The 22,000-nt window shown below is 72.1% G+C and carries 19 protein-coding genes; 16 read left to right on the forward strand and 3 right to left on the reverse strand.

What is annotated here, in order from left to right:
* Window positions 1-42 precede the first annotated feature (42 nt).
* The gene (locus tag NUH29_RS00260; protein ID WP_258796862.1) at window positions 43-1,038 is read right to left on the reverse strand and encodes a ketopantoate reductase family protein; all 996 of its coding nucleotides are present in this window, start codon (window positions 1,036-1,038) and stop codon (window positions 43-45) included.
* Window positions 1,039-1,136: 98 nt separating this feature from the next.
* Between NUH29_RS00260 and NUH29_RS00265 the strand changes: the two genes are divergently transcribed.
* Together NUH29_RS00265 and NUH29_RS00270 are read left to right on the forward strand one after the other, a co-directional pair.
* Window positions 1,137-3,173, forward strand: a complete 2,037-nt coding sequence (locus tag NUH29_RS00265; protein WP_258796863.1) for a helix-turn-helix domain-containing protein — start codon at window positions 1,137-1,139, stop codon at window positions 3,171-3,173.
* A gap of 162 nt (window positions 3,174-3,335) precedes the next feature.
* Window positions 3,336-5,153, forward strand: coding sequence for a glycosyl hydrolase family 18 protein (locus NUH29_RS00270; RefSeq protein ID WP_308445732.1), 1,818 nt, complete (start codon window positions 3,336-3,338; stop codon window positions 5,151-5,153).
* Window positions 5,154-5,209: 56 nt separating this feature from the next.
* Here the strand turns inward: NUH29_RS00270 and NUH29_RS00275 are convergent, their stop codons facing one another.
* Window positions 5,210-6,691 (reverse strand): MFS transporter, encoded by a 1,482-nt coding sequence (locus NUH29_RS00275; protein ID WP_258796864.1) that lies wholly within the window; start codon window positions 6,689-6,691, stop codon window positions 5,210-5,212.
* A gap of 91 nt (window positions 6,692-6,782) precedes the next feature.
* Between NUH29_RS00275 and NUH29_RS00280 the strand changes: the two genes are divergently transcribed.
* The 12 genes from NUH29_RS00280 to NUH29_RS00335 all read left to right on the forward strand — a co-directional run bounded on the left by NUH29_RS00280 (window position 6,783) and on the right by NUH29_RS00335 (window position 17,251).
* The gene (locus NUH29_RS00280; protein ID WP_258796865.1) at window positions 6,783-7,409 is read left to right on the forward strand and encodes a TetR/AcrR family transcriptional regulator; all 627 of its coding nucleotides are present in this window, start codon (window positions 6,783-6,785) and stop codon (window positions 7,407-7,409) included.
* The gene (gene truB, locus NUH29_RS00285) at window positions 7,406-8,305 is read left to right on the forward strand and encodes a tRNA pseudouridine(55) synthase TruB (RefSeq protein WP_258796866.1); all 900 of its coding nucleotides are present in this window, start codon (window positions 7,406-7,408) and stop codon (window positions 8,303-8,305) included. Before NUH29_RS00280 ends, truB begins: the two co-directional genes overlap by 4 nt.
* Window positions 8,302-8,670, forward strand: coding sequence for a hypothetical protein (locus tag NUH29_RS00290; protein WP_258796867.1), 369 nt, complete (start codon window positions 8,302-8,304; stop codon window positions 8,668-8,670). Before truB ends, NUH29_RS00290 begins: the two co-directional genes overlap by 4 nt.
* A gap of 11 nt (window positions 8,671-8,681) precedes the next feature.
* Window positions 8,682-9,113, forward strand: coding sequence for a hypothetical protein (locus NUH29_RS00295; RefSeq protein ID WP_258796868.1), 432 nt, complete (start codon window positions 8,682-8,684; stop codon window positions 9,111-9,113).
* On the forward strand, window positions 9,113-10,063 hold the full coding sequence (locus NUH29_RS00300) for a bifunctional riboflavin kinase/FAD synthetase (protein WP_258796869.1): 951 nt from the start codon (window positions 9,113-9,115) through the stop codon (window positions 10,061-10,063). Before NUH29_RS00295 ends, NUH29_RS00300 begins: the two co-directional genes overlap by 1 nt.
* Window positions 10,060-11,352 carry an MFS transporter gene (locus tag NUH29_RS00305; protein WP_258796870.1) on the forward strand — a complete coding sequence of 431 codons (1,293 nt, stop codon included), beginning with the start codon at window positions 10,060-10,062 and terminating at the stop codon, window positions 11,350-11,352. The genes NUH29_RS00300 and NUH29_RS00305 overlap by 4 nt, the downstream gene beginning before the upstream one ends.
* Before the next feature lie 40 nt (window positions 11,353-11,392).
* Window positions 11,393-11,842 carry an SRPBCC family protein gene (locus NUH29_RS00310; RefSeq protein ID WP_258796871.1) on the forward strand — a complete coding sequence of 150 codons (450 nt, stop codon included), beginning with the start codon at window positions 11,393-11,395 and terminating at the stop codon, window positions 11,840-11,842.
* Window positions 11,843-11,948: 106 nt separating this feature from the next.
* Complete coding sequence (locus NUH29_RS00315) at window positions 11,949-12,884, forward strand: sugar-binding transcriptional regulator (protein ID WP_258796872.1); 936 nt, start codon at window positions 11,949-11,951, stop codon at window positions 12,882-12,884.
* Window positions 12,881-13,891 carry a deoxyribose-phosphate aldolase gene (deoC, locus tag NUH29_RS00320; protein WP_258796873.1) on the forward strand — a complete coding sequence of 337 codons (1,011 nt, stop codon included), beginning with the start codon at window positions 12,881-12,883 and terminating at the stop codon, window positions 13,889-13,891. The genes NUH29_RS00315 and deoC overlap by 4 nt, the downstream gene beginning before the upstream one ends.
* 11 nt (window positions 13,892-13,902) lie before the next feature.
* Window positions 13,903-15,414 (forward strand): aldehyde dehydrogenase family protein, encoded by a 1,512-nt coding sequence (locus NUH29_RS00325; protein WP_258796874.1) that lies wholly within the window; start codon window positions 13,903-13,905, stop codon window positions 15,412-15,414.
* Entirely contained in the window at window positions 15,411-16,268 is an 858-nt protein-coding gene (locus NUH29_RS00330) for an aldehyde dehydrogenase family protein (protein WP_258796875.1), read from the forward strand. The genes NUH29_RS00325 and NUH29_RS00330 overlap by 4 nt, the downstream gene beginning before the upstream one ends.
* Window positions 16,269-16,417: 149 nt before the next feature.
* On the forward strand, window positions 16,418-17,251 hold the full coding sequence (locus NUH29_RS00335; RefSeq protein WP_258796876.1) for a glycerophosphodiester phosphodiesterase: 834 nt from the start codon (window positions 16,418-16,420) through the stop codon (window positions 17,249-17,251).
* Between the two features lie 6 nt (window positions 17,252-17,257).
* Here the strand turns inward: NUH29_RS00335 and NUH29_RS00340 are convergent, their stop codons facing one another.
* A complete protein-coding gene (locus NUH29_RS00340) occupies window positions 17,258-18,583 on the reverse strand; it encodes a M20/M25/M40 family metallo-hydrolase (protein WP_258796877.1) in 1,326 nt (441 codons plus the stop codon).
* Between the two features lie 54 nt (window positions 18,584-18,637).
* On the opposite strand from NUH29_RS00340, the gene NUH29_RS00345 reads away from it, so the two are divergent.
* The gene (locus NUH29_RS00345; RefSeq protein ID WP_258796878.1) at window positions 18,638-19,003 is read left to right on the forward strand and encodes a DUF6804 family protein; all 366 of its coding nucleotides are present in this window, start codon (window positions 18,638-18,640) and stop codon (window positions 19,001-19,003) included.
* A gap of 204 nt (window positions 19,004-19,207) precedes the next feature.
* On the forward strand, window positions 19,208-21,340 hold the full coding sequence (locus NUH29_RS00350; RefSeq protein ID WP_258796879.1) for a DEAD/DEAH box helicase: 2,133 nt from the start codon (window positions 19,208-19,210) through the stop codon (window positions 21,338-21,340).
* The last annotated feature ends 660 nt before the right edge of the window (window positions 21,341-22,000 follow it).

Genomic DNA, 22,000 nt, shown 5'->3' on the forward strand with positions numbered 1-22,000 from the left:
TTCGCCTACCTCAGCCGTTCACAACGTGTCGAGGAACTACACCTAGACCGGGACTCGGTCGACGACCTCGGCGGGGGAGAGGAACGACCCCGTGCGCTCGACCTCGTGCACCAGGGCGACGATCGCGGCGTTGACGGGCGCGAGCAGCGCGTGGTCGGCGGCCGCCCGCACCACGGCCCCGTTGAGGAAGTCGATCTCGGTGAGCTGACCGCGACGGATGCTCTGCAGGGTCGAGCCGGGGTTCGGCACGGCGCCCATGCGTCGGGCCAACAGCCGCGGGAACTGCTCGCCGATGCCGAGCGGGAGCACGGCCAGGAGGTTCAGCACCGATCCCGACACCCCCTGCACCTTCCCGAAGCGCACCCCCATCCGGCGTGCGAGCCGAACGGTCTCGCGCATGCTCGCGGTCATCACCCGGCGGAGGCCGCGGTCGACGACCACCTCCTGCACGCTGAGCCCGGTGATCGCCGGGAGCGCGTTGACGTGGTTGATGAGCAGCTTCGTCCACTGCGCCGCGGTGATGTCGTCGCTCACCTCGACGGGCATCGCCTCGCCGACGACGCCGGCGATCCGTTCGAGGAGCACCCGGTCGGCACCGGGGCCCGCGCCGATGACGACGGGGTTCGGGCCGGTCACCGTCACGTGCCCGGGTTCGAGGTACGACGCCGCGAAGAGCGCGAGCGCTCCCAGCAGCGGCGCATCCGGGAGCTCGCGATGCGCGACCTCGAGCCCCCCGAGACCGTTCTGCACGACGAGGATCGGCACGCCCTCGAGGCGGGTGGCGTTGGCGGCGAGCGCCGTCGCCGAGTCCTGCGCCTTGGTGGCCAGGATGGCGAGCTCGGGACGCTCCGTCAGCGTCGCGTGGGCGGTGATCGCGGCGCGGTGCTCGCCCCATCCGCCGTCGAGCAGCAACCCGCCCGCGCGCAGGGCGTCGAGCTGCGCGCCGCGCGCGGTCACCTCGACCTCGTGTCCCTTCGCCGCGAGCAACCCCGCGAAGGTCCCACCGACCGCCCCAGCCCCGATCACGCCGATCCGCATGTCCCGAGCCTACGAGTTCGCGAAACGAGCGTCGGCGAGGGCTTGGTCCGTGTTTGTAAAGCTTGCTAACATACCGCATTGCCTGCAACACCGACGACGTGAGCGGAGCGTGGATGGGGACGAGCGCGAGCAGACCGGCACGTCATCCGCTTGCCGCCCCGGACAACTCCTCCGCCGTCGACGGTGCATCGCGCATCCTGCGTCGGCTCGATGCGCACGACTTCGCCCTCGCGCCGGCGGTCGCCGCACGGCTGGAGCGTGAGCTCGCGGGTGACGACGACGCGATCATGCAGATGATCGCGTGGATGACACCCGGCCAGCGACGCGGCGGGGAACCGCTGCCCGACCCGCTGCCGCTCCTCGATCAGATCGAGCGCTCCGTGGGGGATCCGGCGCTCGAGGACTGGGAGTACGAGACCCTCCTCGCGGCGGCGGTCTGCGTCGACGATCGCACGGAGGTGCTCCTCGCCCTCGCCGGTCGGCCCATGGGCGACCTGGTCGAGGGGGGAGTCAGCCGGCACCTCCAGCTCGTCGCCGGGCACTTCGCGTTCGCCGACCGGCGGATGCGCGTGTGGGTGCACGAGAGCGCCTCGCTCGCCGCGCGCACAGCGGTCCATGCGTCGTTGCGGGCCCTCTACGAGCGTCGTGGCGACGCCGGTCGCGCCGTATGGCATCGTGCGCTGTGCACGCTCGAAGGCGACTCCGAGCTCGTCGCGCCTCTTCTCGCGCTCGCCCGCGAGACGCTCACGGCGGGTGACGCGGAGCGGGCGCTCGCGATCGCACGGGAGGCGACGAGCCACGCGGCCGACGGCGCGTTGCGGGATCGAGCCCGACTGCTCACGGCGCTCGCTGCTCTCGCCGGAGGCTACGTCGACGACGCGCGCGGGTGGCTCGCGGCAGTCGGGGGATCGAGTCGATCGGCGGCAGGTGACACCCTCGGCGCCTATCTCGCGACCACCGGCGCACAGGTCGCTGTCGCCCCCGAGGACGAGCTCGACCGGTGGGCGGCGCTCGGTCCGGGAGATCACGACGCGAACGTTGACGTCGAGACGGCGGCCCGTCAGGTGGCGTCCGCAGTCGCGCTGGCGTTGGACGGCGACTACGCGGAGGCGCTTCGCCTGGTCGCGACCAGCCCGGCCCCGCCGTCGTCGATCGCCGGCGATCCGGCGGGCGGGCTGGAGTGCTCACCGCTGGGTCGCGCCTATCGCGCCGTGGTCGCGAGCCTCGTGCGGTTCTGGAGCGGCGACGTGAGCGGCGCGCACCGCGAGCTCCTGGACTCGGCGTTCGAGCTGCCCGTCGCGATCCCCTTCGGCGGTCTCGCGGTCGCCCTGGCGCGCCGACTCGAGATCGCGATCGCCGGGGAGCCGGATCTGCTCTCCCGCGTGCTCGCACGGGCGCGTTCGCAGCCCGCGGGCGTGGTCCCGTTGGGTGACCAGGCGACGGTCGACTTCCTGGCCGATCGGCCGGACGACGCGGTCGTGAAGGCACGCCTGGATGCCGAGCTCGGCTGTGTCGCGGACGCGCTCTGGGTGCCCGGGGCCGTCGAGCTCGCGGCCTCCCGCGGGAACGGCCCGGGGGGCGCGGATCGAACCGGTCGTCGGGCGCACCGTCCGCCCGACGCCGTTCTCGCCGCGGACATCCGGGCGGGGGCACGCGCTGCAGAACGTCCGGAACTGATCGCGGTGACCGAGAGCGCCCGCGAGCTCGAATCGCCGTTCGAGCGCGGACGGGCGGAGGCGGTCATCGGGAGGCGCTGGGCTGAGCTCGGCGATCCCGTGACCGCTCGCGGGCACCTGCTCGTCGCAGAGCGATTGCTGGAGGAGGCCGGGGCTCTGGCCTGGCGCGATGCGGTCAGGCGGGCGCTCGTACGGTCGGGCTCGGTGCCGCCCCGCCCGGCTCCGCCCAGGAGCAGCGCGGATCCCGCGCGGGCCACCTGGCGCGAGTTGCTCACCGACCGCGAGCTCGAGGTGGCGCTGCTCGTCGCCGACGGCGCGAGCAATCGCGAGATCGCCGATCTGCTCTTCGTCTCGGTGCGAACCGTCGAGGTCCACGTGGGGCGCGTGCTCGCGAAGCTCACGCTGCGATCCCGCGTCGAGTTGGCGGCGCTCGTGCACCGCGTCGGCCTCAGCGCCTGACAGGTGCGGGCGCCGGTACGTGGAAACACGTACCCCGGGGTACACCGCGGCCCGGGGATCGTGTGGATGCTGCGGATGCCGCATCGCTCGTCTCGCTCTAGCGTGGCGGCACCAGGCGCGCCGACGCCCTGTCGCCGCGCCGACCTGAAGACAAGGATCGACATGACGAGAACGAGATACCGCGCGCGCGGCATCATCGCCGCGCTCGCGACGGGTGCGATGGTGGCGACGCTCGCGGGGATGACAGCGGGTTCCGCCGTCGCGGCTCCGCAGGCGGCATCCGCGGCCCAGGACACCGCGGTCAACGGCTACCGCAACGTCGGGTACTTCGCCCAATGGGGCGTCTACGGGCGCGGGTACAAGCTGAGCCAGCTCGAGCGCTCGGGCGGAGCCGCGGACCTGACCCACCTCAACTACGCATTCGGCAACATCCACTATCAGAGCCTCGAGTGCTTCATCGCCAACAAGGCGCAGGGCACCGGGCCGAACGGCTCCGACGGTGCCGGTGACGCGTGGGCCGACTTCGGCATGGGCTACTCCGCCGCCGACTCGGTCTCGGGCGCGGCGGACACCTGGGATCAGCCGCTTGCGGGCTCCTTCAACCAGATCAAGCAGCTGAAGGCGAAGCACCCCGGCCTCAAGGCGCTCATCTCGCTCGGAGGCTGGACCTGGTCGAAGAACTTCTCGGCTGCGGCGAGGACCGACGCGTCCCGCAAGAAGCTCGTCTCGAGCTGCATCGACCTCTACATCAAGGGCAACCTGCCGGTCATCGACGGACGCGGCGGCACGGGTGCCGCAGCGGGTGTGTTCGACGGCATCGACATCGACTGGGAGTGGCCGGGCTCGCTCAACGGGCTCGAGGGCAACATCGTCGACCAGGCGAACGACAGGAACAACTTCCGCCTGCTGCTGAAGGAGTTCCGCACCCAGCTGGACGCACTCGGGGCCCAGACCGGCAAGCACTACCTGCTGTCCGCGTTCCTGCCGGCGAACCCCGCCGACATCAGCGCGGGTGGATGGAACGACCCCGAGCTGTTCGACTACCTGGACTACGGCAACATCCAGGGCTACGACCTGCACGGCGCGTGGGACCCCTCCCGCACCGGCCACCAGGCGAACCTCTACGACGACCCGGCGAACCCGCTGCCTGCCGACAAGCGCTTCAGCGTCGACAAGGCCGTGACGGCCTACCTCGGCGCGGGCATCGCTCCGGCGCAGCTCGGCATCGGCTTGGCCGCGTACGGCCGCGGCTGGACCGGGGTCGCCTCTTCGACGCCGTGGTCGAGCGCATCCGGTCCGGCCCCCGGTACCTACGAGGCGGGGATCGAGGACTACTACAAGCTCAAGTCGGTCGGCACCGGGTACTACAGCGCGGCCGTGGGAGCGGCGTGGCGCTACGACGGTTCCCGCTGGTGGAGCTACGACAACGCGCAGACGACGGCGCAGAAGGCGCAGTACGTGATCGACAAGCGCCTCGGCGGGACCATGTGGTGGTCTCTCGACGGCGACCGGGACAACGAGCTCGTCTCGGTCGCGGCCGACAAGCTGCGCACCGGCGTGCCGGGCGACGGGACGGATCCGACCGACCCGACCGATCCCACCGATCCGACCGATCCGACCGACCCCACCGACCCGACGGATCCGACCGATCCGGGCGAGTGCACCGCAGCCCCATGGAGCGCGAGTGCCGTGTACACGGGGGGTGCCACGGTGTCGTACGGCGGCTCGGAGTACAGCGCCAAGTGGTGGACCCAGGGTGAGACTCCCGGAAGCGCGCAGGTCTGGGCGCTCGTCGCCGCCTGCGACGGCGACGGAACCGACCCGGGCGGTCCGGGCGATGGCGCCGCCGCGTGGAGCGCGGGCGCGGTCTACGTCGCCGGCGACCTGGTGACCTACCAGGGCTCGACCTACAAGGCCAAGTGGTGGACGCAGGGCGACACGCCCGGCGCATCCGAGTGGGGACCCTGGGCAGAGCAGTAGCCCGGTCGACAACGCGCGGGCGCCCGGATTCCGGGCGCCCGCGCTGCCGTCACCGGCTACCGCACCTCGAGCGCGGGCTCCCGCGCGGGCGCGGGCTCCGCCGCGGCGGTTCCCGCGTCGTCCGGGCGGATGCGACGGAGTCGCCCGGACGGCAGGAAGAGGGCTGCGACGGCGGTCGCGGCGACGACCCCCGCACCCGTCAGCACCGCGGGGATCGCGGCGTCGACGTACCCGGTCGGGCTCAGCTCGCCGCCGGCGCCCGTGAACACGGCCGTCAGCACGGCGATGCCGAGGGCGATGCCGACCTCGCGGATCGTCGAGTTGGTGCCGGACGCCTTCGCGGTGTCGGTCGGGACGATGTTCGCGAGCACCGCGGTGGACGACGGCGCGAACACGAGTCCCATGCCGACACCGGCCATGACGAACGGTCCGACGAGCAGGGCGTACGAGACGTCCGCCGACATCTCGAGGGCGATCCAGGCGAGCGCCGCCGACTGCAGCACGAGGCCCGCCACGATGAGCTGCCGGGTGCCGATCCGCGAGGAGAAGGCGCCGGCGAGCGGGGCGACGACCATCGGGGCCATGGTCCAGGGCATCGTCAGCACGCCCGCCTCGAGGGGCGAGTACCCCTGCACGATCTGCAGGAACTGGATCAGGATGAAGACCGATCCGAACATCCCGAAGCTGAAGCCGAGACCCACGACGTTCGCGAGCGAGAACGAGCGGTCGCGGAACAGGCGCAGCGGCAGCAGGGGGGCGCTCGCCCGCAGCTGCCAGAGCACGAAGAGCACGAGCAGAAGGCCGCCTCCGACGAGTCCGGTCAGCACCTCGGCGCTGTCCCAGCCCGCGTCGTTGCCGCGCACGATGCCCCACACGAGGCCGAGCACGCCGAGCCCGGCCAGCACGACGCCGAGGATGTCGGCGCGCAGCCGCTCCCCGAACGGGTTCGGCAGCAGCGCCAGCACGACGGGGATGGCGATCACGCCGATCGGCACGTTGAGCCAGAAGATCGCGTTCCAGTTCCAGCCCTCGACGACGGCGCCGCCGACGAGCGGCCCGAGCGCGACGGCGAGACCCGCGATCCCTCCCCAGATGCCGATCGCGAGGGGGCGACGGCGTTCCGGTACGGCGCCCGCGAGCAGCGAGAGCGAGAGCGGCATGATGCCGGCGCCGCCGAGCCCCTGCACGGCGCGCGCGATGATGAGCTGCGTCGGGTCGGTCGCGATCGCGGCCGCCGCGGAGGAGAGGGTGAAGAGGGCGATGCCGACCGCGAAGACGGTGCGGCGCCCGAAGCGATCGCCGAGCGCGACCGCCATCAGGATGAAGCTCGCGAACGCCAGGGTGTAGGCGTTCATGAACCACTGCAGCTCCTCGATGCTGGCGTCGAGGTCGAGGCGGATGGCGGGGAGGGCGTTGGTCATGACGAGGTTGTCGAGGGTCGCCATGAACATCGGCAGGCCGGTGGCGAGCACGACGAGCCCGAACGGGACGCGCCGTGCCGGGCGGGTCGGCGCCTGGGGGGCGGGGGAGGTGGACATGATGGCTCCGTGCGGTCGAGGCGGATGCGGTTGGTGGTAATCGAATGATTACAAATGGCGAGAGTAGTAATCGGTTGATAACATGTCAAGCATGACCACGACGGCTCCCGACACCGGCACGCGCATGCGCTCCGAGGACCGCCGCGTCCTCGTGCTCGAGGCGGCCACCCGGGTGTTCGGCGAGCGCGGCTACCACGGCGCGACCACCGACGCGGTGGCCAAGGCGGCCGGGGTCAGTCAGCCCTATGTGGTGCGGATGTTCGGCAGCAAGGAGGCGATGTTCCTCGCCGTGCTCGAGCGCGCCGTCAGCCGCATGATGGCGAGCTTTCGCGCCGCGCTCGAGGAGAGCACGGCCGAGTCGGAGACGCCCGACGCCGAGACGCTGCATCGTTGCATCGCCCACAACTACGTGGAGCTGCTGTCCGATCGCGGCCTGCTGCTCAGCCTCATGCAGGCCTTCATGCTCGGCGCCGATCCGGTGATCGGTCCGGAGGCGCGCGCCTGCATGCGCCGCGTCTACGAGTTCCTGCGGGACGACGCGGGCATGTCGCCGGCGGAGGCCCACGGCTTCCTGTCGACCGGCATGATGCTCAACACGCTCGTGGGGCTGCGGATGGCCGACGACTACGAGAAGGAGCCCGCGGTGCGCGAGCTGCTCGACGAGGTGTTCCCCACCAAGCTCCCCTTCCTGCTGTCGCTGCGGGACCGCCAGTCGTGACGACCGGTCTCCTGCTCGTCGACAAGCCGCAGGGCGTCACGAGCCACGACGTGGTGGCGCGCGCCCGCCGCCTCCTCGGCACCCGCAAGGTCGGGCACGCCGGCACCCTCGACCCGATGGCGACCGGGCTGCTGCTGCTGGGCGTCGGCAGCGCGACCCGGCTGCTCACCTACCTCGTCGGGCTCGACAAGGAGTACGCGGCCACCATCCGCCTCGGTGCGCGGACCGACACCGACGACGCCGAGGGCGAGGTCACGGCGACGGCCGACGCCTCGGGCGTCTCGGATGCGGACATCGCCGCCGGTGTCGCGGCGCTGACCGGCCCGATCGAGCAGGTCCCGTCGACCTTCAGCGCGATCAAGGTCGACGGTCGTCGCGCCTACGACCGGGCCCGCGCGGGGGAGCAGGTCGAGCTCGCGTCGCGGCCCGTGACCATCCACGCCTTCGACGTGCACGCCATCCGTCGCGAGGGGCGGCTGCTCGACGTGGACGCGCGCGTCGCGTGCAGCTCCGGCACCTATATCCGGGCGCTGGCCCGCGACCTGGGCGCCGGGCTCGGCGTCGGCGGCCACCTCACGGCGCTGAGACGCACCCGGGTGGGGCCGTTCGACGTCGCGGATGCGCTCGAGCTCCCGGACCCGCGCGAGCATCCCGACGCGCCCGCGCCCGCCCTGCTGACGTCCGCCGAGGTCGCCGGCCGGCTCTTCCCGGTGGTCCGGCTCGACGCCGACGCGACCCGCGACGTCGCCCACGGCAAGCGCATCGAACTCGAGGCGCCCGACGCCGCCGTCGCCGCGGCGCTCACCCCCGATGGGCACCTCGCCGCGCTCGTCGAGCTGCGCGGGGGGCGCACCCGCGTGCTCCTCGGGCTCCCGACTGCGGAGGTGCTCCCGTGATCCTCGGCTTCACCGTCGCGCAGCTCGTGCTCGCCTGCCTCGTCGGACTGGTCTGCGTGATCGCGGGACTGGCGGGGCGCAAGCCCAACGACCTCACCGTGCTCTCGGTGGCGCTCGTCGAGCTGCTGCTGCTGGCGCAGCTCGTGGTGGCGATCGTGGCGCCCGCCGTCGGCAACGCGCCGACCGGCAACCCGCTGGAGTTCTGGATGTACCTCGTCTCCGCGCTCCTCATCCCGCCCCTCGCCATCGTGTGGGCGCTCGTCGAGCGCACGCGCTGGTCGAACGTCGTGCTGGGGGCCGCGGCCTTCGCGGTGGCCGTGATGCTCTGGCGCATGGAACAGATCTGGACCGTGCAGCTGGCCTAGTCTGGATGGCGATGTCCGCCCCCTCCCGTCCCCGCGCATCCGGCATCGGCCGCGTGCTCGTCGCCGTCTACGCCATCCTCGCCATCGCCGCGCTCGGGCGATCGATCTTCCAGATCATCGACCGGTTCGACGAGGCGCCGATCGCCTTCTCGCTCTCGGCGGTCTCCGCGGTCGTCTACGTGCTCGCCACGGTCGCGCTCGCGGCGGGCTGGGATCGCCTCGCGTGGATCACCATCAGCTTCGAGCTCGCGGGGGTGCTCGTCGTGGGCACGCTGTCGCTCGCGGCCCCGGCGCTGCTCGGTCTCGACGACGCCAACCCCTTCGGCCGGGAGGCCACCGTGTGGAGCGCGTTCGGTGCGGGATACCTGTTCATCCCGCTCGCGCTCCCGGTGCTGGGGATCCTCTGGTTGCGCAGTCGCGCACGATCCGCGGTCGACGCGTGATGGAGTTCTTCTCGGGGCTCGGAGGGATCCCGAGCGGCTTCGGGCCGAGCGCGGTCACGATCGGCAAGTTCGACGGCGTGCACACCGGGCACCGTGCGGTGCTCGACCGGCTCCGCGCGATCGCGGCGGAGCGGGGCATCGCGAGCGCCGTGGTGACGTTCGACCGGCATCCGCTCTCGCTGCTGGCGCCCGCCTTCTGCCCCGATCCGCTCGTCAGCAACGCGCAGAAGCGCGAGCTGCTCGAGTCGTCGGGCGTCGACGCGACGCTCATGCTCGAATTCGACCAGGCGCTCGCCGACCTCGAGCCCGCGGAGTTCGTGCGCCGCGTCCTCGTGGACGGCCTCGGCGCGCGGGTGGTGCTCGCCGGCAGCGACTTCCGCTTCGGACGCAAGGGTGCCGGTGACGTGGCGATGCTGCGCGAGCTCGGAGCCGCGGCGGACTTCGAGGTCGTGCTGATCGACGATGTGCGCACCGATGCCGACGGGTCGGCGCGACGCGCCTCCTCCACCTGGGTGCGCGAGGCGCTCGAGGCCGGGCGCGTCGACGAGGCCGCGCAGGTGCTCGGCCGCCTGCCCACGGTGCGCTCCGTCGTGATCGAGGGCGAGCGGCGGGGGCGGGAACTCGGCTACCCCACGGCCAACCTCGACCCGGAGCGTCTCGAGGGCTTCCTCCCCGCCGACGGCGTCTACGCGGCGTGGGCCACGGTCGACGGGGTGCGGCACGCGGCCGCCGTCTCGATCGGCAACAACCCCACCTTCGACGGGGTTCCGCAGCATCAGGCGGAGGCGCACCTGCTCGACGTCGACATCGATCTCTACGGGCGCACGATCGAGCTCGCGTTCGTCGCACGGTTGCGGGGCATGGTCCGCTTCGCCTCGCTCGACGAGCTGATCGCGGCGATCCGCGCCGACGCCGACCAGGCGCGCCGCCTGCTCGCGGAGAGCGCGTGACCGCGCGCCCGCTGTGGGCGGGCCGCACGCTCGCGCTGCTGGGCGTGCTGCTCGTGGCGCTCAGCCTGCGCACCCCCGTCGCCGCGATGTCGCCGATCCTCGACCGGATCGGCCGCGACATCCCCCTCGATCCCGTGGTGCTCGGCATCATCGGCGCCGCGCCCCCGCTGGCCTTCGCGGCGAGCGGCCTGCTCGCCCCGTCGCTCGCGCGCCGCATCGGCCTCGAGCAGGCGCTGCTCGCCTCGCTCGTCGCGATGGCGGCGGGCCACCTCGTGCGCGCGTTCGCCCCCGAGGCACTCGTGCTGACGCTCGGCAGCGTGCTCGCGCTCGTCGGCGTGGGCGTCGGCAACGTGCTCCTGCCGCCGGTCGTGCGCCGCTACTTCCCCGACCGGGTGGGGCTCATCACCTCGCTGTACGCGACGCTCATGTCGGTCTCGACGGCCGTGCCGGCCCTGGTGGCCGTCCCGGTCGCCGACGCCGCGGGCTGGCGGGTCTCGCTGGCCATGTGGATGCTCGTCGCGGCGATCGCCGCGGTGCCCTGGGTCGCCGTGCTGGTGCGGCGGCGACCTCCGGCCATCGCGGAACCCGTCGACCTCGCCCGCACCGGACCCATCGAGCTCGGCGCGGTCGAGCTCGGAGACGCCCAGGCCGCCGCGACCGAGGCCGCGGTCGAGCATCGGGCACCGCCGCCGCGCCGGCTCGGCATCCGGCTGCTGCGTTCGCCGACCGCCTGGGCGCTCGGCGTCATCTTCGGCTCGTCGAGTCTCGGCGCCTATGCGAGCTTCGCGTGGCTCCCGACCCTGCTGGTCGATCAGGCGCGCGTGACCGAGGCGGCGGCGGGGGCGCTTCTGGCGCTCTACGCCTTCATGGGGTTCCCCGCGGGGCTGCTCGTGCCCGTCATCGCGGCCCGGTTCCCGCGCAGCGCGGGACCGCTCGTCGCGCTCGGCGGCGCGTTCTTCGTCGTCGGCTACCTCGGCCTGCTGCTCGCTCCGGGCGCGGCGCCCGTGCTGTGGGTGGCGAGCGCGGGTTCCGGGCCCCTGCTGTTCCCGCTCGCGCTCGTGCTCATCAACCTGCGATCCGACGCCCCGCAGACGACCGTCGCCCTCTCGGGGTTCGTGCAGACGGTCGGCTACCTCCTCGGGGCGGTGGGACCGTTCGTGGTCGGCATCCTGCACGACGCGACCGACGGATGGACAGTGCCGCTCGTGTTCCTGCTCGCGGTGGTCGTGCTGGTGCTCCCCGCCGGCGCCGTCCTCGCGCGCGCCCGCACGGTCGACTCCGAACTCTGAACCGCGGCGTGCGGGGGCGCCGTCTGCGGGCAGGCGTACCGTGAGCATCGTGGAGGCGATCCGGTTGGCGCGGCAGATCGACCTGCCGCGCGCCATCGTGTGGGAGGCGCTCGTCGATCCCGTCCTCGTCTCCGGGTGGCTGCATCCCCACGAGGGCCTGCTCGAGGGCAGCACCCCGCTCGAGTTCCGCGAGCCCGACGATCCGCAGGCCGACGCCCAGCTGGCGGTGGCCTCGCCCACCTTCGGCACGGTGCGCGTGCGGCTCCTCCGGGTCGAGGGCGGCACCCGGGGCGAGTCGACCCGCCTCGAGGTGCGGGTGTCGGACGTCTGGGGCCGGCGCGACGATCGTGCGGCGCTCTGGGAGCTGCGGCTCGACCAGCTCGAGGACCTCCTGCGGGGCCACCCGGTCGACTGGGCCCGCTGGCCCGAGGAGCACGGCGCCGAGGACGCGGCAGCACGCAGCGAGGCCCGTTTCCGTCCCGCGCGCTGACCGCGCATCCGCGCCGGCGCACAGACGGCCCTGCTCATATGAGCAGATGGATACGCGGATGTTGGCAGCGACTCCCCGGCGGCGTTACCGTCGTAGGGGAGACATGATGGACGACGAACTTCTCGCTGTCCGCGTCGCGGAGCTCTACTACGACGAGAACAAGACGCAGGACGAGATCGGCGGACTGCTCGGCATCTCGCGCTGGAAGGCGGGCCGACTGCTCGCCCAGGCCCGCGAACACGGCATCGTGCGCATCGAGATCGTGCACCCGCGCGCCCGCCGGCTCGCAACCGAGCGCGCCCTCCGGGAGCGCTTAGGCCTGGCCGACGCCGTGGTGGTGCCGACCCCCGAGAACGAAATCGGCGTGCAGGGCCGGGTCGCTCAGGCGGCCGCCGACTTCCTCGCCGGGTTCCGCCCCGTGCCCCGGGTGCTCGGGGTCAGCTGGGGGCGCACCCTCACCGACGTGGCCGAGCGGATGCCGGACGGCTGGGCGACCGGCGTCACGGTCGTCCAGATCAACGGGGGCGTGAGCCTCAACCGGCGCCCCGGCACCGCGGCGACCCTCGCCTCGACGATCGCGCAGCGCGGGCGCGGTCACGCCGTGCTGCTGCCGAGCCCCGCCATCCTCGAGCGCCTGTCGACCAAGAAGGCGATCGAATCGGACCGCACCGTCGCCGCCGTGCTCGAACGGGCGGAGGAGGCGAACGCCTACCTCTACAGCGCGGGCGTCGTCGACGAGAACTCCGCCCACGTCGAGAGCGGCTACCTGCGCGCCGACGACGTCGAGGAGCTCGCGCGGCGCGGTGCCATCGGCGACATCGTCGGCAGGTACATCGACGCCAACGGCAACATCGTCGACCCCGCGCTCGACGAGCGCACGCTCGGCGTCTCGCTCGAGACGCTGCGCGCCGCCGCGACCGCGATCCTCGTCATCGCGGGCGCAGCCAAGCACGACATCGCGCGCGCGGTGGTGACGAGCGGTCTGTGCACCGTGCTCATCACCGACGAGGCCACCGCCCGCGCCCTTCTGGAGGACTCATGACCATGCAGACCACCGCGCTCGCACCCGCCGAGCGCGCCATCCGGGTGCTGGGAGGCGATCTCACCGAGCGCAGCCTGCGGCAGTACCTCGAGGGGCTGAGCGGCGTCGACGCGGTCGGGCTCGAGCAGCGCGCCGCATCCCTCGCGACCCGATCGATCAAGACCGGCTCGAAGGCGTGGGCGCTCGACCGGATCATCGAGCTCATCGACCTGACCACGCTCGAGGGCGCCGACACCCCCGGCAAGGTGCGCTCCCTCGTGGCCAAGGCCCTCCACCCGGACGCGGGCGACCCGACGACGCCGCGGGTCGCCGCGGTGTGCGTGTACGGCGACATGGTGCCCGTCGCGGTCGAGGCGCTCGGAGCGGCACACGGCGACCCGGATGACGGGCTCGTCTCGGTCGCCGCGGTCGCCACCGCCTTCCCCTCGGGGCGCGCCTCGCTCGCCGTGAAGCTGGCGGACACGCGCGACGCGGTCGCGGCGGGTGCGGACGAGATCGACATGGTCATCGACCGGGGCGCCTTCCTCGCCGGCAACTACGGCACCGTCTTCGAGCAGATCGTGGCCGTCAAGGACGCCTGCCGCCGCCCGGACGGCAGCTCCGCGAGCCTCAAGGTGATCCTCGAGACCGGGGAGCTGAACACGTACGACAACGTGCGCCGCGCCTCCTGGCTCTCGATCCTCGCGGGCGGCGACTTCATCAAGACCTCCACCGGCAAGGTCACGCCCGCCGCGACCCTTCCGGTGACCCTGCTGATGCTCGAGGCGGTGCGCGACTGGCACCGGCTGACGGGCGAGCACGTGGGCGTGAAGCCGGCGGGCGGCATCCGCACCTCGAAGGACGCCGTGCGCTACCTGGTGACCGTCGCCGAGACGGTGGGGGAGCAGTGGTTGCAGCCGCACCTGTTCCGCTTCGGTGCGTCGAGCCTGCTCAACGACGTGCTCCTGCAGCGCCAGAAGCTCCGCACCGGCCACTACTCCGGCCCCGACTACGTGACGATCGACTGAGGACACCGCACATGAAGGACATCGAGATCACCGGCCGCGGCTTCCTCGACTACGCACCCGCCCCCGAGTCGACGGCGATCCTGCACCTCCAGGACTCCTACGGGCTCTTCATCGACGGGGAGTTCGTCGACGGTTCGGGCGGATCGTTCGCCACCGTCTCCCCGGCGACCGAGAAGAGGATCGCCGAGATCGCGATCGCCTCGGAGGCCGACGTCGACCTCGCCGTCGCCGCTGCCCGCCGTGCCCACACCAGGACCTGGTCGAAGATGTCGGGATCGGACCGCGGCAAGTACCTGTTCCGCATCGCCCGGCTCGTGCAGGAGCGGGCGCGCGAGCTCGCGGTCGCCGAGTCGCTCGACAACGGCAAGCCGATCAAGGAGAGTCGCGACACCGACGTGCCGCTCGTCGCCGCATGGTTCTTCTACTACGCGGGCTGGGCCGACAAGCTCGACTACGCCGGGCTCGGGGCGAACCCCCGCTCGCTCGGCGTCGCCGCGCAGGTGATCCCGTGGAACTTCCCGCTGCTCATGCTCGCGTGGAAGATCGCTCCCGCCCTCGCGGCGGGCAACACCGTCGTGCTGAAGCCCGCCGAGACGACGCCGCTCACGGCGCTGCTGTTCGCCGAGATCCTGCAGCAGGCCGACCTCCCCGCCGGCGTCGTCAACATCGTCACGGGTGCGGGTGAGACGGGTGCCGCGCTCGTGCGGCACCCGGATGTCGACAAGGTCGCCTTCACGGGCTCCACCTCGGTGGGCCGCGAGATCGCCAAGGCGGTCGCCGGCACCCACAAGAAGGTCACCCTCGAGCTCGGCGGCAAGGCCGCGAACATCGTCTTCGACGACGCCCCGATCGACCAGGCGGTCGAGGGGATCGTGAACGGCATCTTCTTCAACCAGGGTCACGTCTGCTGCGCCGGCAGCCGTCTGCTCGTGCAGGAGTCGATCCACGACGAGGTCGTCGACCGCCTCAAGCAGCGCCTGACGACCCTGCGCCTCGGCGACCCGCTCGACAAGAACACCGACATCGGGGCGATCAACTCGAAGGAGCAGCTCGACCGCATCCGCTCGCTCAGCGACCTCGGCGAGCAGGAGGGGGCCGAGCGCTGGAGCGCGCCGTGCGAGATCCCCGAGAACGGCTTCTGGTTCGCGCCGACGATCTTCACGGGCGTCTCGACCTCGTCGACGATCGCCCGCGAGGAGATCTTCGGCCCGGTGCTCTCGGTGCTCACCTTCCGCACGCCCGCCGAGGCGATCGCGAAGGCCAACAACACCCCGTACGGCCTGTCGGCGGGCATCTGGAGCGACAAGGGGTCGAAGATCCTCGCCGTCGCCGACCGGCTGCGCGCGGGCGTCATCTGGGCCAACACCTTCAACCGCTTCGACCCGGCCAGCCCCTTCGGCGGCTACAAGGAGTCGGGCTACGGCCGCGAGGGCGGCCGCCACGGACTCGGTGCGTACCTCGCCGCAGGCGGGTCGAGTAGCGAGCGCAGCGAGCGTGTCGAGACCAAGGGAGACAACAAGTGACCCGCCTCACCATCCCGAAGACCTACAAGCTCTACATCGGGGGCAAGTTCCCGCGCAGCGAGTCCGGGCGCAGCTACGAGGTGCTCGGCGCCGACGGCGGCTTCCTCGCGAACGCGTCGCTCGCCTCCCGCAAGGACGCCCGGGATGCCGTGGTCGCCGCCCGCGCCGCCGTCCCCGGATGGTCGGGTGCCACCGCGTACAACCGCGGCCAGGTGCTCTACCGCGTCGCCGAGGTGCTCGAGGGCCGCCGTGCGCAGTTCGTGCAGGAGATCTCGTCGTCCGAGGGCGTGACGGCCGCGGAGGCCGGCCGTCAGGTCGACGAGGCGATCGACACCTGGGTCTGGTACGCCGGATGGGCCGACAAGTTCGCGCAGGTCGCGGGCGCCGGCAACCCGGTGGCCGGTCCGTACTTCAACCTCTCGGTCCCGGAGCCGACCGGTGTCGTCGCGATCGTGGCGCCGCAGGGCGAGGCGAGCCTGCTGGGTCTCGTCCGCGTCGTCGCGCCGGCTCTCGTCGCGGGCAACGCCGTCGTCGTGGTCGCGGACGAGGCGCACCCCCTGTCGGCGATCAGCCTCTCCGAGGTGCTCGCCACCTCCGACCTCCCCGGCGGAGTCGTGAACGTGCTCACCGGGTCTCCCGCCGAGGTCGCGCCGTGGCTGGCCTCGCACTCCGACGTCGACGCGCTCGACCTCGCGGGTGCCGGCGCTCTCGAGTGGGTCGACCTCGAGATCGCGGCCGCCGAGACGCTCACCCGCGTGATGCGTCCCGAACCGGGAGTGCCGGAGCGCTCGCTCGACCGCATCCTCGCGTTCACCGAGACGAAGACCGTCTGGCACACGAAGAGCCTCATCTGACGCGTCGCGCGCCTCGGCGATTCGAGGTAACGGAACGATAACGAACGTGTTACAGTCGGGTCACCTCGCGACCCTGCGGGGAACCCGAGTCGGAAGCGGACGTGTCGATGGTGACGCATCCTGTTCGGCGGGCATTGGCCTCCGCCGTCGTGACACTGGCGCTCGTCGCCGTGCTGCTGCTGGTGCCCGACGCGGTGCGCGTCTACGCGACGAACATGATGGGCGCGTTGCGCGCACCCGGTGAGCCGGCCTTCGTCGCCGGGCACCGCGGGGATCGCGCGGACGCCCCCGAGAACACCATGCCGGGCTTCGCGGCGGCTTTCGCCTCCGGGCTCGACTTCGTCGAGACCGACGTGCAGCTCACCGCCGACGGCGTGCCCGTCCTCATGCACGACGACACGGTGGACCGCACGACCGATGGCACGGGCGCCGTCGCCGACCTCACCGTCGATCAGATCCGCGCCCTCGACGCCGGGTCCTGGTACGCGCCGGAGTTCGCGGGCACCCGGGTGCCGCTGCTCGTGGAGTTCCTCGACGCGCTCGCCGGCAGCAGGCAGAAGGCGATCGTGGAGCTCAAGGGGTACTGGGCGCCCGACGGCATCCGGACGGTGCTCGACGCGGTCTACCTGCGCGGCGTGCAGAACCGCGTCGTGTTCGCGAGCTTCGACCTCTCGACCGTCGCGCACCTCGCCGACACGGCCCCCGCCATCCCGCGCGTCATCATCAAACGCGACCTCCCGCACGACCCGGTCGGCCTCGCGCGGTACTACGACGCCATCGCCATCCTCACGACGCCGACGTCGCTCGAGAACGACCCGGATGCCGTCGCGCGCATGCACGAGGCCGGGCTCGGGGTGCTCGTGTACACGCTCAACAGCACCGAGCGGTGGTCGGAGGCGCTCGCCGACGGGGTGGACGGCATCGTCACCGACAAGCCCTCGAAGCTCGACGGCTGGATCGCCGAGACCGCCCCCGGCACCTGATCCGGGTCAGAGGCGGGCGACGAGGGCCTCGAAGAAGGCGATCGCCCGGTGGTAGGTCGAGACGCGGATGCGCTCGTCGATGCCGTGGATCGACTGCAGCTCCTCCTGCCGCAGGTCGAACGGCAGGAAGCGGTAGACGTGCTCGGAGATGGCGGCGAAGTGCCGCGAGTCGCTGGCCTGCAGCATGACGTACGGGGCGACCGCGGCCTCGGGGAAGGCGTCCCCGATGCTCGCCGAGATCGCCTCCCAGGCGGGACCGTCGGCGGGGGAGACGGGGGCCGGATCCCAGCCCTCGATCACCCGCACGCGCACGTCCGGGTCGTCGATCACGCGCTCGATGTCGGCGACCGCCGACGCGACCGTCGCGCCCGGCAGGATGCGCACGTTGAGCGTCGCGCTCGCGCGCTCGGGAACGACGTTCATGCTCGACGATCCGCGCAGCTGGGTCACCGCGCGCGTCGTGCGGGTCATCGCGGCGAGCTGCGGGCTCGACCCCGCGAGGGTGCGCGCGAGGGGGCCGCGGAAGGTGCGCGCGTGGCGCAGCAGCCATCCGCGGACACCGCCCATCCGCGCCCCGAGCGCCGCCAGCAGCCCGATCGTGGGCTCGATGAGGTGCGGTGCCTCCGGCTGGTTCTCGAGCCGCAGGATCGCGCGGGCGAGCACCGCCGTCGAGCCGCCCGGAAGCGGGATCGCGGCGTGACCGCCCGACTGCTCGACCACGAGCTCGACGTTCATCGCGCCCTTCTCGGTGACGCCCACGACGGCGGTCGGGCCGAGCCCGGGCAGCAGGCCGTCCATCACCGCTCCGCCCTCGTCGATCACGAGCCACGGCCGGACCCCGCGTTCCCCGAGCAGGGCGACGATCGCCTCCGCTCCGGTGCCGCCGGCCTCCTCGTCGTGTCCGAACACGAGGTAGACGTCGGCGGCGGGGGTGAACCCGGCGGCCAGACGCGACTCGACCGCCTCGAGGATCGCGCCGAGCGCCGCCTTGTCGTCGAGCGCTCCGCGTGCCCAGACCGCCCGCTCCTCGCCCTCGCCGACGAGCAGCGCCTCGAAGGGCGGATGGCTCCAGCGGTCCGGATCGTCGACGGCGACGACGTCCTGATGCGCCATGAGCACGGCCGCCGGGCCGTCGCCGGTGCCGCGCCACCGGTACAGCAGGCTGCGACCCGCGACGACCTCGCGCTCGAGCGTCTCGTGCACGAGCGGGAAGTGCCGTTCGAGTGCCGCGTGGAACCCGGCGAACGCCTCGGCGACGTCGGCCGCGCCGGCGTGCGAGAAGGTGGGGTATCTCAGCAGGTCCCGGAACCTCTCGACTGCGGCATCGCTCATCCTCCGATCCTAGGGAGCGCGGAAGGGGGCGTCGGCGCTCGATACCCTGGAGGGGTGAGCTCCCAGCGCCCCGCCTCCCGTTACGGCGACCCCGGATGGCGTCGGCTCGCCCTCGCCCCCGGTCTCATCGCTGCCGTCGTGCTCTTCGTGGGCATCGCCCTCATCGGGCAGGACGCGTTCACCTACATCAGCTGGGTCGTCGCGGTGCTCGCGCTCATCGTGATGGTGTTCGCGATCCAGGCCAAGCACTGGTGGTGGCTGCCGGTCTTCGCGGCGGTGGCCGTGCTCTGGAACCCGGTCCTGCCGTTCGGGTTCGACGGCCCGCTGTGGATCGGCGCCCAGTACCTCGCGGTCGTCGCGTTCCTCGCCGCGGGCGTGCTCATCAAGGTGCCGGTGCCCTCGGAGGGATCGCGCCGCTGACCCGCGGACGCGCCGTCGCGACGCCGGGTACCCTCCCGTCGGCCCCGGTGCGCTAGACTGACAACGCCCACCGCCCCGCCGGCCAAGCCGGATCAGGGGAGTCGCGGGGGCGATCTGCACCGAGAATCCGGTCCGGCGCACCGTCGGATCACACGTAGCCGCGACGCATTCGTCGCGATGGGGCGAACGCCCCCGAGGAGAACGATGGCCACATCCGGCCAGAAGACGCGCTCCGGCGCGAAGTCGTCGTCGGCGAAGGGCGCACAGCAGCGTCGCCGCCCGCACCAGGACGAGACGGGCATCATCCCCGTGCTCGCGCGCGTCGTGCGCGGCATCGAGAACGCCGCGGAGCGCGGCAAGGTCAACGCCGCCAACCGCGTGCGCTACCGCGTCGTGGCGGTGCTCGCGCGCGAGGAGCGCGCCCGCATCAAGGGCGACGCGAGCATCACGGATGCCGAGCGCACCAAGGAGCTGACGCGCCTCGACGGCATCGCCACGATCATGGCGAAGACGGCGGCGCGCGATGCGAGCCTCATCCAGCTGCTTACCGACACCGCGCCGCTGAGCCCCTCCGCCCAGGAGGTGCGCCGCACCCTGCTGATCGAGGCGGGCACGCCGCTGGCCCCCGAGGACCTCGTCGTGGTCACCGAGCCCGAGCAGAAGCCCGCCGTCGAGGAGCGCCAGGTGGTGCCGCAGTCGGTGCGGCAGTACCAGATGTCGAACCCGTTCCTCGCGCCCGACTTCTCCGCGTACCAGACGGCCCAGCCCTCACCGCGCGGCGACCTCGACAGCTGGGAGCTCATCGAGCCGCTGTTCCGCTCCTTCGAGATCGGAGCCGGCGGGGGAGCGGCCAGCATGGAGCTGCCCGAGGCGCGTTCGCTCGCGACGCCCGGAGGGCTCGAGCTCATGCGCCACCAGGCGCGGTTCGTCGAGTCGGCCCGGGAGGGCCACCGCAGCTACCTGCTCGCCGACGAGCCGGGCCTCGGCAAGACCGCCCAGGCGCTGCTCGCGGCGGACGTGGCGAAGGCCTACCCGCTGCTCGTGGTGGTGCCGAACGTCGTCAAGGTGAACTGGGCGCGCGAGGTCGACAAGTGGACCCCGCACCGCAGCGCGACCGTCGTGCACGGCGACGGCGACGACATCGACGCCTTCGCCGACGTCGTGATCGTCAACTACGAGGTCCTCGACCGCCACGTCGCCTGGCTCTCCCGGCGCGGTTTCCGCGGCATGATCGTCGACGAGGCGCACTTCATCAAGAACAAGGAGTCGCAGCGCTCGAAGAACGTGCAGGCGCTGTCGCGCTCGATCCGTCAGCAGAGCCCGAACCCGCTGCTCGTCGCGCTCACCGGAACCCCGCTCATCAACCAGATCGAGGACTTCCGGATGATCTGGCAGTTCCTCGGCTGGATCGATGAGAAGAAGCCGATGCCGCGCCTCATGGAGGCCCTCGAGGAGACCGAGCTGACGCCCGTCGACCCGGGGTTCTTCGCCGCCGCCCGTCGCGCCGTCGTCGGCATGGGGATCGTGCGCCGCAAGAAGGTCGACGTGGCCGCCGACATCCCCGCACGCCGAATCGCCGACATCCCGGTCGAGCTCGACGGCGAGGCGGGGCGCTCGATCCGCGAGGCCGAGCGGGCCCTCGTGGCGCGGCTCGTCGAGCGGTTCCGCCGGCTGCGGTCGTCGCGTCCCGACGCGGATGCCGCCGATCTGGTGCGTCTCGTCGCGGCCGCGGAGCTCGAGGAGTCGAAGCAGACCCAGTCGGGTGGCGACAACGTCTTCACGATGGTGCGCCGCATCGGTCAGGCGAAGGCCACGCCCGCGGCGGACTACACCGTCAACCTGGCGCGCAACGTCGGCAAGGTGGTCTTCTTCGCGAAGCACATCGACGTCATGGACGCCGCGGAGGCGCACTTCGCGAAGGCGGGCCTGCGCACCGTCTCGATCCGCGGGGATCAGACGTCGAAGGCTCGCCAGGCGGAGATCGACGCGTTCCAGAACGATCCGGATGTCGCGGTCGCGGTGTGCTCGCTGACGGCTGCGGGCGTGGGGGTGAACCTGCAGGCGGCCTCCAACGTGGTGCTCGCCGAGCTCAGCTGGACCAACGCGGAGCAGACCCAGGCGATCGACCGCGTCCACCGGATCGGGCAGGAGCTGCCGGTCACGGCGTGGCGCATCATCGCCGCCCAGACGATCGACGGGCGCATCGCCGAGCTGATCGACTCGAAGGCGGGCCTCGCGGCCCGTGCGCTCGACGGCGACACGACCGAAGCGACCGAGGGTTCGGTGCAGCTGGAGGCTCTCGTGGCGCTCCTGAGCGACGCCATCCGCGAGCTCTGACGCTCAACCATCCAGTGAGACTTCACGTCTTGCGCGCTGTTCACGGCTGAGTATTCTCGTGTTCACCAGACGGCGCGGATCCCCTCGGGGGTCGGCCGGAAGGTGACTGAAAGGCCCTCGGGGCTCGACGAACCGCGGTGCTCCGGCACCGGCGGAACGCGGCGACCGGGGGCCTTTCGTCGTGTCGGCGACCGTACCGAGGGGGCGGATCGTGCCACGCGCGGGCACCGGATGTCAGTCCCCCGCACTGGGGGGAGCGTTCCCATCGAACGCGCACCTATCGTGATGACTGCACTAGTTGGGGGACTAGCAGGCGGCGGTGATCCTGTCATCATCGCGATTCCGATACGGGGGTATGAGGGATCGCGGACAGCATCACCGCCGCCAGTGTTTAACGCGGCCGCACGCCGCGGCACGGGCCGGCGGCAGTCTCAACCATCTAGTGAGACTTGACCACTTGTGCCGGTCTGCTCGCTGAGTAATCTCTACTCAACCGATGAGGCGCGGACACGAGGTGAACGGAGAGATCCGGGAGCCGGGAGTCCGCAGCCGAAGCGGGGCGGTGATCTTCTCGAGCCGGTCGGGTCAGCCCGACGGGAGCGGGGAGTGGCCCCAAGGGATCGCGGAACGCGAGTTCCGTCCGTGGGGCAGCACCGGTGG

Origin of the sequence: Protaetiibacter mangrovi (genome assembly GCF_024752305.1) — a bacterium.
Taxonomy (GTDB): domain Bacteria; phylum Actinomycetota; class Actinomycetes; order Actinomycetales; family Microbacteriaceae; genus Homoserinibacter; species Homoserinibacter mangrovi.

What these genes read in the sequence shown, in the direction of transcription:
- NUH29_RS00340 (WP_258796877.1), bottom strand. Translation starts at nt 18,583, where the DNA reads ATGAGCGATGCCGCAGTCGAGAGGTTCCGGGACCTGCTGAGATACCCC.
- NUH29_RS00325 (WP_258796874.1), top strand. Translation starts at nt 13,903, where the DNA reads ATGAAGGACATCGAGATCACCGGCCGCGGCTTCCTCGACTACGCACCC.
- NUH29_RS00300 (WP_258796869.1), top strand. Translation starts at nt 9,113, where the DNA reads ATGGAGTTCTTCTCGGGGCTCGGAGGGATCCCGAGCGGCTTCGGGCCG.
- NUH29_RS00260 (WP_258796862.1), bottom strand. Translation starts at nt 1,038, where the DNA reads ATGCGGATCGGCGTGATCGGGGCTGGGGCGGTCGGTGGGACCTTCGCG.
- NUH29_RS00275 (WP_258796864.1), bottom strand. Translation starts at nt 6,691, where the DNA reads ATGTCCACCTCCCCCGCCCCCCAGGCGCCGACCCGCCCGGCACGGCGC.
- NUH29_RS00295 (WP_258796868.1), top strand. Translation starts at nt 8,682, where the DNA reads ATGTCCGCCCCCTCCCGTCCCCGCGCATCCGGCATCGGCCGCGTGCTC.
- NUH29_RS00315 (WP_258796872.1), top strand. Translation starts at nt 11,949, where the DNA reads ATGGACGACGAACTTCTCGCTGTCCGCGTCGCGGAGCTCTACTACGAC.
- NUH29_RS00350 (WP_258796879.1), top strand. Translation starts at nt 19,208, where the DNA reads ATGGCCACATCCGGCCAGAAGACGCGCTCCGGCGCGAAGTCGTCGTCG.
- deoC (WP_258796873.1), top strand. Translation starts at nt 12,881, where the DNA reads ATGACCATGCAGACCACCGCGCTCGCACCCGCCGAGCGCGCCATCCGG.
- NUH29_RS00270 (WP_308445732.1), top strand. Translation starts at nt 3,336, where the DNA reads ATGACGAGAACGAGATACCGCGCGCGCGGCATCATCGCCGCGCTCGCG.
- NUH29_RS00280 (WP_258796865.1), top strand. Translation starts at nt 6,783, where the DNA reads ATGACCACGACGGCTCCCGACACCGGCACGCGCATGCGCTCCGAGGAC.